Below are 14,028 nucleotides of genomic sequence, written 5' to 3' on the forward strand. Positions count from 1 at the left end.
ATGGCCAGCACCGCAGGGTCTCGCACCCCTCGTCGTCGTCGCAGCGCCCGTGCACGCTCGAATGCCTGGTGGCGCCATCTCGCCGCCGTGGCCATGTGCGTGTTCGCGCTGTTCCCGCTCGTCTACGCCCTGTCGGCCTCGCTGTCGGCTTCGGGGTCGCTGGTGGGCTCGAATCAGCTGTTCGCCACCGTCACCGATGCGAACTACAGGCAGCTGTTCTCCGATCCGCAGAATCCGTTCCCGCGCTGGTTCCTCAATTCCATGATGGTCTCCACGATCACAGCGATCGGCACGGTGCTCATGGGGGCGGCGGCGGCCTATGCGTTCTCCCGGTTCCGCTTCCGGGGCAGACGCCAGGGGCTCATGGCACTGCTCATCATCCAGATGTTCCCCCAGCTGCTGGCCTTCGTGGCGATCTTCCTGCTCCTGTTCGCGATCTCCGAGGTCTATCCGGTCCTGGGACTGAACTCCCGATTCGGCCTGATCGCTGTGTACCTGGGCGGGGCTTTGGGAGCGAACACGTTCCTGATGTTCGGGTTCTTCAACACCATCCCGCGGGACCTCGACGAAGCCGCGACGCTGGATGGGGCGAGCCATGCCCAGATCTACTGGCGGATGATCCTGCCGCTCGTGACGCCGATCATCGTGGTCGTCGGCATGCTCTCCTTCATCGCGTCGTTCTCCGACTTCCTGCTGGCGCAGATCGTCCTGCAGGATCCTCGCCAATACACGCTCGCGGTGGGCCTCTACCAGTTCGTCTCGGTCGAGTTCGGGGCGGACTGGGGAGTCTTCACAGCAGGAGCCGTGCTCTCGGCGCTGCCAGTCGTGCTGCTGTTCCTCTTCCTGCAGCGCTACATCGTGGCCGGGCTCACCGGCGGGGCCGTCAAGGGCTGAGCAGATCTCGGATCCGCTCAGCCCAGGGCGTCCGCCCGCAGCTGCGCGAACTGCGTCAGCAGTCGCCCCAGGGCCTCGGGGGAGGCCACGCGGAACGGCGCGACCGTCTCCTTGTCGCCGACCTTCAGGCCGACGTCCTGGGGGCGCAGCGCTCGCATGCCGTCCTCGTCGGTGACGTCGTCGCCCACGAACAGCGCCGCATCCGCGCCGGTGGCCTGGATCAGCGCCTCGACGCCCTCGCCCTTGGTCGCCGAGAGCACCGAGCACTCCATGACCTGCTGGCCCGGGGTGATGCGCAGCCCGTCCAGGGCCTCGAAGCGCCCGAGCATCTCGGCCAGCGCCTGATCCGACAGGGACTGGTCCTCCATGGGACGGGTGTGCAGGCAGACCCCTGCCGGCTTGAGCTCGGCCTTGGCCCCGGGATACCTGTCCACGACCTCGCGCACGGCGTCGACGGCGCGATCGAGTGCCACGAGCTGCTCCCCGGACAGGCGGATGGCCGTGTCGCCGGCGTCGGGCCCGAGCGGATGCAGGTCCAGCTCGGCCCCGTGGGACCCGCTGAGCAGCTTGGTGCGGTCCTTGTCCACGACGGAGCGCAGGAAGCCGAGGTCCCGCCCGGAGATGATGCCCACGTGAGTGCGCTCCATGGCCGCCAGCCGGTCGAGCGCCTCCTGGGACTCGGGCAGCGCCCGGGAGTCCTGCGGGTCCACGGTGAAGGGGGCCAGGGTGCCGTCGAAGTCGAAGGCGGCCAGCAGGACGGGCGCCTTCGCCAGACGCCGCAGGGCCTCGAGCAGCTCAGGAGACAGGGCGTCGTCGGGAGAGGACATGGGCTCAGGACTCCTGGGCATCGTCGTTGCGGCGGCGGAGGGCGGCGAGGTCGTTGAGGAACGCCTCCTGCCAGGCGTCGACGTCGTGGGTCAGCACCTGCCGGCGCATGGCGCGCATGCGCTTGCGGGCCTCGTCGTCCGGCATGGCCTTGGCCGCGAGCATGAGCAGCTTGAGGTCGTCGATGTCGTGCGGGTTGACCAGGATCGCCTGCTTGAGCTGATCCGCCGCCCCCGTGAACTCGGAGAGCACGAGCCGTCCGCTGCCGTCGGCCTTGGCCGCCACGAACTCCTTGGCCACCAGGTTCATCCCATCGCGCAGGGAGGTCACGAGCATGACGTCGGTGGCCAGGTAGAGCGCGACCATCTCCTCGAACGGATAGCCGTGGTGGAGGTAGCGGATCGCGGTGTGGCCCATGGTGTCGTACTGGCCGTTGAGGTGCCCGACCATGCCCTCGACCTGCTCGCGCAGCACCTTGTAGGACTCCACGCGCTCGCGCGACGGGGAGGCGACCTGGACCAGGATGTCGTGATCGACATCGAGATCGCCGTCTGCCAGCAGCTCGCCGTAAGCCTTGATCCGATGGCGGATGCCCTTGGTGTAGTCCAGGCGGTCCACGCCCAGGAACACCGTCTCGGGATCGCCGAGCTCGCGGCGGATCTGCCGCGCGCGCTCCTTCGTCTCCTTCCGGGCGGCCATCTCCTTGATGCCCTCGACGTCGATCGAGATCGGGTACGGACCGGCCTTCAGGGTCCACGACGGATCGTCCGCGGCGTCCTCGCCCGTGAAGTCGAAGGCGGTGGAGGTGGTCTGCGCGGTGATCTCGGCCTCGCCGCGGCGGAAAGAGACTCCCAGGAACCGGCGGACGCAGTTCTGGAAGTTCTGGGCGTCGCCGGGGCGCTGGAAGCCGACCAGATCCGCACCGGTGAGGCCCTCGAGCACCGAGCGCCGCCAGGGCAGCTGGGCGAAGATCTCGACCGGCGGGAACGGGATGTGATCGAAGAACCCGATGGTCAGATCGGGACGCATCTGCCGCAGCATCCTGGGCACGAGCTGCAGCTGGTAGTCCTGCACCCACACGGTCGCGCCCTCGGAGGCAGCCGTTGCGGCGGCCTCGGCGAAGCGCCGGTTCACGTCCTTGTACGCGTTCCACCAGGTGCGGTGGTAGCTCGGCGGGGCGATGACGTCGTGGTACAGCGGCCACAGGGTGCCGTTGGAGAACCCCTCGTAGTAGCGCTCGACCTCCCGGGCGGAGAGCTCGACCGGGACCAGGTGGAAGACATCGTGGTCGAAGGGCTCGAGCTGCTCGTCCGGGCTGCCGGCCCAGCCGACCCAGGCGCCGTCGTTGCTGGCCATGACCGGGGCGAGCGCGGAGACCAGCCCGCCAGGGGAGCGATGCCAGGAGCTGCTGCCGTTCTCGTCGACGGCGCGGTCCACCGGCAGGCGGTTGGCGACGACGACGAAGTCCCGGCCCGGCCCGTCCCCAGTGGATGTCTGATCGGTGCTCGCGGATGCGGACTGGCTCACGGTGCACTCTCCTCCATCGGGTGATCTGCTGGCTCCAGTCTAGGTTGCCGCGCCTGGCCCGGCCCCGGGGCGTCTGCACGTCGGCTGGACGGTCCCTGATCGCGGAGGCGGGCGCGGTCACCGCTATCCTGGCGCGTGAGACCACTCGAGCCCGCGATACGCCCCCGGGCACCGTGGTGCCGTCGCCCCCGACCTTCACGCAGAAGAGGATCCATGGCCTCCACCCACGACAAGGACGATTTCAGGGCTCAGGCTCGCGGGATCGCCGAGAAGCACGCCCAGGCCGACCAGCGGCAGAAGCGCCTCCTCCAGGGCGGCATCGCGCTGCTCGTGGTCGCGGTCCTGGTCATCGCCGCGCTGGTGTTCTGGCAGGTGCGCTCCCAGCGCATCCCCGATTCCGGGCCCGTTCCCGCCAGCGCCAACCAGTGGGGCGGGATCGAGATGACCGCCGACGGCATCACGAAGGACTCCTCCGATACGGATGAGGTCTCCGCCGATGACGCCGGCGACCCGCCCGAGACCCCGCCGGAGACCCCGGAGGCCGAGGGCATCGTCAAGCCGGGAACGGCCGCCGATTCCGATGAGCCCGTGCAGATCGTGATCTGGCAGGACTTCGACTGCGTGCACTGCGCGGAGTTCGAGGAGGCCCACGCCGAGGACCTCGCGAAGGTCGTGGACTCGGGCGAGGCCACCGTCGAGTACCGCACGGTGAATTACCTGGACAACGCCACGTACTACTCCTCCCGCTCCGCGGCCGCCTTCTACGAGGTCGCCAACCAGGTGGGCACCGACGAGGCGCTCGCCTTCCAGGAGGAGATGTTCACGCACCAGGGCACCGGCGGGCTCGACGACGACGAGATCGTCGAGATCGCCTCCAAGCACGGCGCGGACATCGAGCAGGCCATGGACGACCAGGACTGGCGCCCGATGGTCGACTACACCTCCGCCACGGCCCAGGCCGACGGCGTGAACGGCACGCCCACCGCCATGGTCGACGGCGTGGTCTGGGAGCAGGGCTCGAGCCTCTCCGAGGCCGTCAAGGCCGCCGCCGAGGGCAAGGACCCGAACGAGGCCGGCGGTGAGGCCTCGGACTCCGCCTCGGGCGGGGCCACGGAGTCGCCGTCCGCCTCCGCGTCGGGCTCCTCGACCGCCTCGGCGGAGCCCACCGAAGGCTGATTCCCCCTCGGACCGCGCGACCACGGCGCCCGTCGAGCCCAGGGCTCGACGGGCGCCGTCGTGTCATCCGGGTGCTCCCCGCTAGGATGGCAGGGTCCTTCAGCAGAGGACGCGCCTCCTTAGCTCAGTCGGCAGAGCAGCTGCCTTGTAAACAGCAGGTCGTCGGTTCGATTCCGACAGGGGGCTCCGCTTGTGCCAGCATGTGGCTCATGATCCTGGCAGCGCTGGACATGATGGTCCCCACCCACCAGAGCACGGGGCTGTGGCGCTATCCTCGCGCTCAGCCGGAGCAGTACCGGGACCTGAGGTTCTGGACCGCCCACGCACAGATGCTCGAGCGCGCCGGCTTCGACGTCCTGTTCCTGGCCGATGCCGCCGGGGTCTACGACGTCTTCGACGGCTCCGGGCGCACCGCCATCCGCTCCGGGATGCAGTACCCGGCGCTGGATCCCCTGACGGCCGTCAGCGCGCTCGCCGCAGCCACCACCACCCTCGGCTTCGGCGTGACGGCCTCGGTGAGCTACGAGCAGCCGTATCTGCTGGCGCGCCGCTTCGCGAGCCTGGACCACCTCACGGACGGGCGCATCGGCTGGAACATCGTGACCGGCTATCAGGAATCCGCCATGCGCAACCTCGGCGCCGGAGGCCAGCTGCCCCATGACGCCCGCTACGACCGGGCCGATGAGTTCATGGACGTGGTCTGCGCGCTGTGGGAGGGCACGTTCGAGCCGGGGGCGCTGCGCGCCGACGCCGAGTCCGGGATCTATCTCGACCCGGACCTCGTCCACGGGGCGGGTCATGAGGGCGAGCACTTCAGCGTCCCCGGACCCGCGCTCGTGGCGCCGGGCCCGCAGCGCACCCCGTACCTCTTCCAGGCGGGCTCCTCGCCGCGCGGGATGGCCTTCGCCGCCCGGCATGCCGAGGCCATGTTCTTCTCCGGGACCTCGACAGCATCCGTCCGTCGGCTCACGGACGCCGCGCGAGCCGGGTTGGAGCGGGAGGGCCGCGGGGCGGATGCTGCGCACATGCTGATGTCGATCACGGTGATCGCCGACAGCACCGACGCGGAGGCGGCCGAGCGCGCGGCTTCCTACGCCCAGTTCGCCGACCGGCAGGCTGCCCTGGCGCTGTTCGCGGGCTGGACCGGGCTCGACCTGGCGCCGTTCGCCCCGCAGACCCCCTTGGCGCAGGCGGTCGCGCAGCTGACGGGCGACGGCGCCATCGAGGGCAACCGCTCAGCGCTGCAGTCCTTCCTGGAGCTGGACCCTGACCGGGACTGGACGGTGGGGGAAGTGGCTGCGCACATGTGCCTGGGCGCTCGCGGCCCCGTCGTGATCGGCTCGGGCGCCACGGTCGCCGAGGAGCTCGAGCGCTGGATGGCCGAGGCCGGCGTGGACGGCTTCAACATCGACTACGGCCTGCGCGACGTGGATATGACGGCCTTCGCTGAGCACGTGAGCCCCGAGCTGCGCCGCCGCGGGCACCTGCCCGGGGGCGCCCGGCCAGGCTCGACGCTGCGCGGGCGGCTCACCGGCGCCGATCACCTGCCGAGCACCCACCCCGGGGCGGCGTTCCGGCGCTGAGGTGCCGCACAGAACGGAAGCGGCCCCCGACCATCCGGTCGGGGGCCGCTGGGGATCGAGGCGGGATCACTCGTCGGTGATCGCGACCTCCGCCTGCTCGCGGCGGCCGAAGGCCCACAGCAGCAGCTCGGACGGGGTGCCGCGCACGATGCGCACCGTCGTGGTCTTGGCCTTGCCCCCGGTCACGGAGCCGTAGCCGTTGGCCACCAGCAGGACGGAATCCTGTTCGGGACGCAGCAGAGCCTTGCCCATGAGCTTGAGGGCGGCCCAGAGGTCCCGCTCCTCCTCCTGCAGCAGCTGACGGCGGTGCCAGGTCTCCTGGGCTCGGCGCACGTCCTCGTGGTGGACGAAGAACTCGGCGGTGTTCATGCGCTTGTCCAGCGGGCCCAGTCGGGCTGGGGAGTAGAGGGCAGGCTTCTCGACCTTGGACACCAGCTCGCCCCAGTCCTGGCGGCGCAGCTGGGCGTCGGCCTCCTGGGCCCGCTTGCTCAGCACGGGGATCTTGGGCAGGACGGTGCCCGCGATGAGATCAGGGCGGGAGTCGCGCTCGATCAGGTGGACCGCGAGGTCACGGGTGACCCAGCCCTCGCACAGGGTGGGGGCATCCGGCCCCACGCGGCGCAGCAGGGCTGCCAGGTGACGGCGCTCGACGACGGCGAAATTGGTCACTTCATCTCCTCCCGGCGCGCTCCGGGTCGCCGGAGGCGCTCATGCGATGACTGATGCGATGCCTTCCTCCCCAACGTATCCGCGCACGCCGAGGGGAGGAACCGCACTCGTCGCATCGGCTCGAATGCACAGGACATTCCCACGGGGATCCGCCGCGGGACCGTCGAGCACCTGGCCCGGGCACGACGAAGGCCCTCCTCGATGGGCACTGCGCACCGAGGAGGGCCTTCGCGGCTCGACCCGGCTCAGACGTCCTTGCGGGTGCGGCTGACCACCTTGGCGCGGATGGACAGGAGCAGGATCACGGCGAGCAGCCCGTAGAGCACCCAGGTGATGGGGCCGTCGATCAGCACGGAGGGATCACCGGCGGAGGACACCAGCGCATCCCGCAGGGAGGTCTCGGCCAGCGGCCCGAGGACCATGCCGATGATCAGCGGCGCCATGGGGAAGTCGTTGAGCCGCATGACGAACGCGATCAGTCCGAGCACCAGCAGCAGGCCCAGGTCGAACAGGGCGCTCGACGACGCGTAGATGCCCAGCGCGCAGAAGACCATGATCCCGCCGTAGAGATACGGGGCGGGGATCAGCAGCAGCTTGGCCCAGATCTGTGCGAACGGCAGGTTGATGATCAGAAGGACCACCATGGCCACGAAGAAGCTGGCCAGCAGCGCCCACACCAGGTCCGAGGATCGCTCGAACAGCAGCGGGCCGGGCTGCAGGCCGTACTGCCGGAAGGCCGCCAGCATGATGGCCGCGGTGGCGGAGACCGGCAGGCCCAGGGCCAGCAGAGCGCCCATGGCCATGCCGGTGGTCGAGTTGCCGGCGGCCTCGGGTGCGGCCAGGCCGCGGATGGCCCCCTTGCCGAACTGGGGGTCCTTGCGGCGTCGATCCAGCGATCGCTCGGTGCCATAGGCCAGGAAGGTGGGGATCTCGGCGCCGCCGGCGGGGATCACGCCGAAGGGCAGGCCGATGGCGGTGCCGCGGCCCCAGGCCGGGGCCGCCTCCCGGAACTCCTTGCCCGACAGCCACGGACGGCCCTTGGAAGCGACCATGGTCCCCTGCGGGGTGTGCCGGGTGACGGTGGCGTAGTGGAAGACCTCGCCGAGAGCCAGCACGGCCACGGTGACGGTGACCAGCGAGATGCCGTCGAAGAGGTTCTGGGAATCGGCGGTGAAGCGAGGGATGCCGGTGACGGAGTCGATGCCGATCACCGCGATGCCCAGGCCGAGCAGCAGCGACAGCAGGCCCTTGACCGCCGAGTCGGTGACGACGGAGGACGTGGCCATGAAGGCGAACAGGGCCAGGGCGAAGTACTCGGCCGGTCCGAAGCTGGAGGAGAACCTGGCCAGCCAGGGCGCGACGAACACCAGCAGGATCGAGGCCGTGAAGCCGCCGACGAACGCGCCGATCGCGGCCGTGGCCAGGGCCTGGGGCGCTCTGCCGTCCTTGGCCATGCGATGGCCCTCGAACGTGGAGGCGATCGCCGATCCCTGCCCCGGAGTGTTCATGAGGATGCCCATGGTGGAGTCGCCGAACAGGCCGCCGAAGTAGACGCCCGAGAACATGATGAACGCGGCGGTGGGCTCGAGGGCGAAGGTCACGGGCAGCAGCAGCGCCACGGCCATGGAGGAGCCGAGCCCGGGGATGACGCCCACAGCGGTGCCCAGAAGGCACCCGGCGACGACCCAGAAGAGGTTGCTCAGCGTCAGGGCTCCGGCGAAGCCGTCGGCCAGAAGGGACAGGGATTCCATCAGAACGCACCTCCCAGGATGCCGGAGGGCAGGTTCAGGCCCAGCCCCATGTCGAAGCCGATGTAGGCCAGCGAGCTGACCGTCAGGCCCACCGCGAGCGAGGTCAGCGGGCTGCGGTTGCCGAACCCGCGGGCCACGAACCAGAAGAGCAGCGCCGCGGCCAGGACCCAGCCGAGCAGCCGCAGGGTGAGGATGAACAGGATGAACCCGCCGACGGTCCAGACCAGTGCGGGCCAGTCGAACGGCGCGGCCGACTCGGCGGCGGCCGCGGGCGCGGGGCCGCGACGGGAGCGGTTCCGGGCGATGCTCAGCAGCTCCAGGGCCGTCAGCGCGTAGATCAGCCCGGCGATGATCGCGGGGAAGAACCGGGGGCCCGGGAAGTCGGTGGAGTCCGTGACCTCGATCAGGAACAGGTTCACCGTCAGATAGGTCGCGAACGCGAGCAGGATCAGCGGAGTGAGCAGATCGCGGATCAGCGTGGTGCGCACCTCGGGCTCGGCGGAGGAGCTCGAAGGCGCTGCGGGGTCGCGGGGCTCGTCGGAGCCGTCGGCCCAGGGGGTCTCGGCGGCGGATGCTGAGGTGCTCATGAGCCCATCTCCTCGTACAGGCCGGAGATGCGCTCGCGCTCGGTCTCCAGGAAGTCGGTCAGCTCGTCGCCGAAGATCCGGTTCTCGGACCAGTGGTAGCGCTCTACGGCCTCGGCCCATTCGGGGGCGTCGATGGTCTCGAGGATCACGTCCTCCAGCTCGGCCTTCTCCTCTTCCGTGATTCCCGGAGGGGCTGCGAGCAGGCGCCAATTGGTCAGCGAGACGTCGTATCCCTGCTCCAAGGCGGTGGGGATGTCGATGCCCTCGACCGGCTCGGGGGCCACCAGCGCCAGCGCGCGCAGGTTCCCGGCCTCGATCTGATCCACGTTGTCCGGGTAGCCGCCCGTGGCCGCCTTGGCGGTGCCGTTGAGCAGCGCCTGGATGGCCTCGCCGCCGCCGTCGGAGGACACGAACTGGAAGTTCGCCAGGTCCACCCCGGCCTTCAGCGCCAGATCGGTGATCACGAGCTCGTCGAACGAGCCGCCGCCGGTCCACGGAAGGGCCCTGGGGTCGTCCTTCCACGCCTTCACGAGGTCGTCGAGGCTCTCGTAGGGGGAGTCTCCGGGCACGACGATCACGCCGTACTCCTCGACCACGACGGCCAGAGGGGTGACGTCGTCGAGGGTCGCCTCCGTCTCGTACTGGATGGTCGCCGCGAGCTGGCCGGTGCCGCCGACCATCAGGGTCTGCGGGTCGCCCTCCATGTTGATGAGGTTGCTCAGCGCGATCGTGCCGCCGGCACCGGGCTGATTGACCACCTGGGTGTTGTTGATGATCTGGTTCTCGCGCTGGACCATCTGCATCTCACGGGCGATGGTGTCCCATCCGCCGCCGGCCGCGGCCGGGGCGATGATCGTGAGGTTCGAGCGCAGATCGGTTCCGGAGGTGCGCGAGGTGATCGAGCCGTAGGCCGCGGTCCCGAACGACCCGAGCGCGACGACCGCGCCCAGTCCCTTCAGAACGGCCCGACGGCCCGGGGGACCTGTCTGCGGTGTTTCCTGTACTTCCACGGGAGGGCTCCTGCTGGTGCGTGGCGCAGCCGCAGGTCAGAGGTGGTGGCATCCCGACCCGCGGCTGATGATGTGCGCCATGCTACATGTGAACTCGCCCACAATCGCATCTGAGCCGAGCCCCCGCAGCGGCCGCGATCACAGCTGATCGAGCGAGCCGGTGAGGGCCTCGGGCTCTTCGGGAGGCTCCTCGCTGAACTGGCTCTCGTAGAGCGCCCGATAGGCCCCGGGGCGGGACATCAGCTCGTCGTGGGAGCCCTGCTCGATGATCCGGCCGCCGCTCATCACCAGGATCGTGTCCGCGTCGCGGATGGTGGAGAGGCGGTGGGCGATCACGAACGATGTGCGGCCCCGGCGCAGCGCGGCCATGGCCTTCTGCACCGCGACCTCCGTGCGGGTGTCCACCGACGAGGTCGCCTCGTCCAGGATCAGCAGGGCGGGTGCCGCCAGGAAGGCGCGGGCGATCGTGATGAGCTGGCGCTCGCCGGCGGAGATGCTGCCGCCGTCGTTGTCCAGCACGGTCTCGTAGCCCTCGGGCAGGGAGCGCACGAACCGATCCACCGAAGTGGCGCGGGCCGCCTCCTCGACCTCCTCGTCGGTGGCCTCGAGGCGCCCGTAGCGGATGTTCTCGCGGATGGTCCCGGTGAACAGCCACGCGTCCTGCAGCACCATGCCCACCTGCGAGCGCAGCTGCGCACGGGTCATCTCCCGGATGTCGGTGCCGTCCAGGGTGATGCGCCCGGAGTCGATCTCGTAGAAGCGCATCACCAGGTTGACCAGTGTGGTCTTGCCCGCGCCGGTGGGGCCCACGATCGCGACCGTGCGCCCCGGCTCGGCGGTGAAGGAGAGGTCCTCGATCAGCGGCTCGTCGGGCTGGTAGGAGAAGTCCACGTGCTCGAACTGCACGCGGCCCTCGATGCGCTCGGGCATCTGCGCCGGAGCGGACTCGGGCTCCTGCTCCGGGGCGTCCAGCAGCTCGAAGACGCGCTCGGCGGAGGCTACGCCCGACTGGATCTGGGTGGCCATCGAGGCGACCTGCGACAGGGGCTGGTTGAACTCACGCGAGTACTGGATGAAGGCCGTGGCCGCACCCAGCGTCATGGACCCCGACACCACGCGCATCCCGCCGACCACGGCGATGCCCACGTAGGACAGCCAGGAGACGAACTGCATGATCGGCATGATCGTCCCGGAGACGAACTGGGCGGAGAAGGCCGAGCGGTAGAGGTCGTCGTTGCGGCGATCGAAGTCCCGGGCCATGTCGTCCTCGCGCCCGAAGACGGTCACGAGCTGGTGGCCGGTGAAGTCCTCCTCGATCTGGCCGTTGAGGGCTCCGGTGGCCGCCCACTGCTTCCCGAAGTGCTTCTGGGCACGAGAGCCCACGATCCCGGCCGCGGCGGCGGACAGCGGCAGCGCGATCAGCGCCACGAGCGCCAGCTGCCAGGACAGCACGAACATCATGATCAGGATGCCGAGCACCCGCATGATGTTTTCGAGCAGTGACGAGAAGGTCTGCTGCAGCGCCGTCTGGACGTTGTCGACGTCGTTGGTCACCCGCGACATCACATCCCCGCGGCGGCGGGTGTCGAAGTAGCTCAGCGGGATCCGGTGCAGCTTGTCCTCGACCTGGGCGCGCAGGTCCCGGATGATCCGCACGGAGATCGTGTTGAGGATCCGGCCCTGGGCCCACTGCAGGACCGAGGCCACCAGGTACATGGCCAGCACGAGCATGATCAGCTGGCCCAGCCGACCGAAGTCCACTCCGGAGCCTGGGTCCAGCGTCATGGTCGAGAAGACGTCGGCCAGGGAGTCGCGCCCGTCGGCGCGCAGGCCGTCGACGACCTCCTGCTGCGTGGCATCCGGCGGGAGGTCCCGGGACAGCACACCGGCGAAGACGACGTTCGTGGCCTGGCCGAGCAGCATGGGCGCCAGCACGGAGAGCAGGACGGATCCCGTGATGAACACCAGCACCACGGCCAGCCCCGCCTTGAAGTCCATCATGAGGCCGCCGAGCCGGTGCACCGAGGGCCAGAAGCTGCGCGGCTTGCGCGCGGGAGCGCCGCCGCCCCAGCCGTCGTCAGCGGGAGCGTCATCCAGGTCGATCTCGGGGGAGATCAGGGAATCGTCCTTCAGGGCCTCGTCCCCGGCCGCGGCTTCGGCGTCGGCGCGGCCGCGGCGACGTGCAGAGGAGGTGCTGGGGCTCATCGGGCGGCCTCCGCTTCCGTGTCGGCCGAGGGATCCTCGGGACTGAGCTGGGAGTCCACGATCTCCCGGTAGGTGGCCGAGGACTCAAGCAGCTCGGCGTGGGTGCCGCGGGCGGTGATCCGGCCGTCGTCGAGCACGAGGATCTGATCGGCATCGAGCACGGTGGCCACGCGCTGGGCGACCACGATCTGGGTGACGTCGCGGGTCACGGGACGCAGCGCCGCCCGCAGCGCGGCATCCGTGGTGACGTCCAGGGCCGAGAACGAGTCGTCGAACAGGTGGACCACGGGATCCGCGATCAGTGCCCGTGCGATGGACAGGCGCTGGCGCTGCCCGCCCGAGACGGTCGTTCCGCCCTGGGACACGTTCGTCTCGAGCTGCTCGGGCATCCGGCGCACGAAATCGGCGGCCTGCGCGGTCTCCAGGGCCTCCCACAGCTGCTCGTCGGTGGCCTCGGGGCGCCCGAAGCGCAGGTTGGAGGCGATCGTCCCGGAGAACAGGTAGGGCTTCTGCGGCACGAGCGCCACGCGGCGCACGATCTCGCTGCGGGCCAGGCGCGAGGTCTCCGCCCCGTCGAGCAGGACCTGCCCGTGCGTGGGGTCGTCCAGGCGCGGGATGAGGTGCAGCAGCGTGGTCTTCCCGGCGCCGGTGGAGCCGATGATCGCGGTGGTGGTGCCCGGGCGGGCCGTGAAGCTGATGCCCTCCAGCACCGGGGCCTCCGCGCCGGGGTAGGAGTAGGAGACGTCCCGGAACTCGACGACGCCCTCGAGGCGCTGCGGGGCCTGCGGCTGCAGCGGTTCGTGGAGGCTCGTCTCCGTGCGCAGGACCTCTCCGATGCGCTCGGCGCTGACCATGGCCCGGGGGACCATCATCATCATGAACACGCCCATCATCAGGGCCATGAGGATCTGCAGCAGGTACTGCGTGAACGCGGTCATCTGCCCGACCTCGAGCAGCCCCTCATCCACGCGGTGGCCGCCGAACCACAGCACCGCGGCGGTGGCCAGGTGCAGGATCATCATGATCAGGGGGAACATCAGCACGAACAGCTGCCCGATGCGCAGGGAGATCCCGGAGAGCTCGTCGTTCACACCGGCGAAGCGCTGGCGCTCGTGGTCCTCGCGCACGAAGGCCCGCACCACGCGCATGCCGACCACCTGCTCGCGCAGCACGCCGTTGATGTCGTCGATCCGGCCCTGCATGGAGCGGAACAGGGGCATGAGCCTGCGCATGATCAGCAGCAGCAGCACCACGAGCAGCGGGATCGCGACCCAGACCAGCCAGGACAGGCCGGGGTCCGTGCGCAGGGCCATGGCCAGGCCGCCGATGCTCATCAGCGGCGCGGTGATCATCATGGTCAGGCCCATCAGGGTCAGCATCTGGATCTGCTGGACGTCGTTCGTCCCGCGCGTGATCAGCGACGGTGTGCCGAAGCGGTCCATCTCGCGCCCGGAGAAGCGGGCGACCCGGCGCTGGACGGCGTGGCGCAGGTCGCGTCCGGTGCCCATGGCCACGCGCGCGCCGCAGTACACGGCCGCCACGGCAGTCACTGCCTGCAGCAGCGTCACCCCGAGCATGACCAGACCCGTGGAGACGATCACCCCGGTGCGGCCCTGGGCCACCCCGCCGTCGATGATGCGCGCGTTGAGCGCGGGCAGCAGGAGGATCGTCATGGTCGCGGCCAGCTGCAGGACGACCGTTCCCAGGATCCAGCCGGGGTAGCGGCCCGCGTAGTCGCGGATCAGGCGCAGGAGCAAGCGGTGCCTCCAAGGGGGCGGACGAGGGGCGCAGGGATGGGTGC

Annotated in this window: 11 protein-coding genes and 1 tRNA gene; 4 read left to right on the plus strand and 8 right to left on the minus strand. The window is 69.9% G+C overall.

From position 1 onward, the window contains the following. Positions 1 to 894 carry a sugar ABC transporter permease gene (locus tag QSJ40_RS03745; RefSeq protein ID WP_006215601.1) on the plus strand — a complete coding sequence of 298 codons (894 nt, stop codon included), beginning with the start codon at positions 1 to 3 and terminating at the stop codon, positions 892 to 894. A gap of 17 nt (positions 895 to 911) precedes the next feature. On the opposite strand, the gene otsB is transcribed toward QSJ40_RS03745, so the two are convergent. Together otsB and QSJ40_RS03755 are read right to left on the minus strand one after the other, a co-directional pair. After that, positions 912 to 1,721 (minus strand): trehalose-phosphatase, encoded by an 810-nt coding sequence (gene otsB, locus QSJ40_RS03750; RefSeq protein ID WP_285728950.1) that lies wholly within the window; start codon positions 1,719 to 1,721, stop codon positions 912 to 914. A 4-nt stretch (positions 1,722 to 1,725) separates the two neighbouring features. After that, positions 1,726 to 3,246 carry an alpha,alpha-trehalose-phosphate synthase (UDP-forming) gene (locus tag QSJ40_RS03755; protein WP_259871499.1) on the minus strand — a complete coding sequence of 507 codons (1,521 nt, stop codon included), beginning with the start codon at positions 3,244 to 3,246 and terminating at the stop codon, positions 1,726 to 1,728. Positions 3,247 to 3,459: 213 nt separating this feature from the next. Between QSJ40_RS03755 and QSJ40_RS03760 the strand changes: the two genes are divergently transcribed. The 3 genes from QSJ40_RS03760 (at position 3,460) to QSJ40_RS03770 (ending at position 6,005) form a co-directional block, all read left to right on the plus strand. After that, complete coding sequence (locus QSJ40_RS03760) at positions 3,460 to 4,422, plus strand: DsbA family protein (protein WP_285728953.1); 963 nt, start codon at positions 3,460 to 3,462, stop codon at positions 4,420 to 4,422. A 113-nt stretch (positions 4,423 to 4,535) separates the two neighbouring features. Beyond that, positions 4,536 to 4,608: transfer RNA gene (locus QSJ40_RS03765), tRNA-Thr, on the plus strand. A 23-nt stretch (positions 4,609 to 4,631) separates the two neighbouring features. Next, positions 4,632 to 6,005, plus strand: coding sequence for an NtaA/DmoA family FMN-dependent monooxygenase (locus QSJ40_RS03770; protein ID WP_157796672.1), 1,374 nt, complete (start codon positions 4,632 to 4,634; stop codon positions 6,003 to 6,005). Between the two features lie 66 nt (positions 6,006 to 6,071). Here the strand turns inward: QSJ40_RS03770 and QSJ40_RS03775 are convergent, their stop codons facing one another. The 6 genes from QSJ40_RS03775 to QSJ40_RS03800 all read right to left on the minus strand — a co-directional run bounded on the left by QSJ40_RS03775 (position 6,072) and on the right by QSJ40_RS03800 (position 13,984). Continuing rightward, positions 6,072 to 6,674, minus strand: a complete 603-nt coding sequence (locus QSJ40_RS03775) for a TIGR03085 family metal-binding protein (RefSeq protein WP_006215596.1) — start codon at positions 6,672 to 6,674, stop codon at positions 6,072 to 6,074. 245 nt (positions 6,675 to 6,919) lie between these two features. Further along, positions 6,920 to 8,425 (minus strand): tripartite tricarboxylate transporter permease, encoded by a 1,506-nt coding sequence (locus tag QSJ40_RS03780; protein ID WP_006215595.1) that lies wholly within the window; start codon positions 8,423 to 8,425, stop codon positions 6,920 to 6,922. Next, positions 8,425 to 9,012 (minus strand): tripartite tricarboxylate transporter TctB family protein, encoded by a 588-nt coding sequence (locus QSJ40_RS03785; protein ID WP_006215594.1) that lies wholly within the window; start codon positions 9,010 to 9,012, stop codon positions 8,425 to 8,427. Before QSJ40_RS03785 ends, QSJ40_RS03780 begins: the two co-directional genes overlap by 1 nt. Continuing rightward, complete coding sequence (locus QSJ40_RS03790) at positions 9,009 to 10,022, minus strand: tripartite tricarboxylate transporter substrate binding protein (RefSeq protein WP_006215593.1); 1,014 nt, start codon at positions 10,020 to 10,022, stop codon at positions 9,009 to 9,011. The genes QSJ40_RS03785 and QSJ40_RS03790 overlap by 4 nt, the downstream gene beginning before the upstream one ends. Before the next feature lie 138 nt (positions 10,023 to 10,160). Then, positions 10,161 to 12,227 carry an ABC transporter ATP-binding protein gene (locus QSJ40_RS03795; protein WP_006215592.1) on the minus strand — a complete coding sequence of 689 codons (2,067 nt, stop codon included), beginning with the start codon at positions 12,225 to 12,227 and terminating at the stop codon, positions 10,161 to 10,163. Then, positions 12,224 to 13,984, minus strand: coding sequence for an ABC transporter ATP-binding protein (locus tag QSJ40_RS03800; RefSeq protein WP_006215591.1), 1,761 nt, complete (start codon positions 13,982 to 13,984; stop codon positions 12,224 to 12,226). The genes QSJ40_RS03795 and QSJ40_RS03800 overlap by 4 nt, the downstream gene beginning before the upstream one ends. Positions 13,985 to 14,028: the final 44 nt, after the last annotated feature.

It is taken from the genome of Kocuria sp. NBRC 114282, assembly GCF_030268385.1.
In the GTDB taxonomy this organism is placed as follows: domain Bacteria; phylum Actinomycetota; class Actinomycetes; order Actinomycetales; family Micrococcaceae; genus Kocuria; species Kocuria palustris.

Excerpts from the sequence above, each read along its gene's own strand:
- QSJ40_RS03745 (WP_006215601.1), top strand. The coding sequence starts at position 1 with ATGGCCAGCACCGCAGGGTCTCGCACCCCTCGTCGTCGTCGCAGCGCC.
- otsB (WP_285728950.1), bottom strand. The coding sequence starts at position 1,721 with ATGTCCTCTCCCGACGACGCCCTGTCTCCTGAGCTGCTCGAGGCCCTG.
- QSJ40_RS03760 (WP_285728953.1), top strand. The coding sequence starts at position 3,460 with ATGGCCTCCACCCACGACAAGGACGATTTCAGGGCTCAGGCTCGCGGG.
- QSJ40_RS03770 (WP_157796672.1), top strand. The coding sequence starts at position 4,632 with ATGATCCTGGCAGCGCTGGACATGATGGTCCCCACCCACCAGAGCACG.
- QSJ40_RS03780 (WP_006215595.1), bottom strand. The coding sequence starts at position 8,425 with ATGGAATCCCTGTCCCTTCTGGCCGACGGCTTCGCCGGAGCCCTGACG.
- QSJ40_RS03785 (WP_006215594.1), bottom strand. The coding sequence starts at position 9,012 with ATGAGCACCTCAGCATCCGCCGCCGAGACCCCCTGGGCCGACGGCTCC.
- QSJ40_RS03795 (WP_006215592.1), bottom strand. The coding sequence starts at position 12,227 with ATGAGCCCCAGCACCTCCTCTGCACGTCGCCGCGGCCGCGCCGACGCC.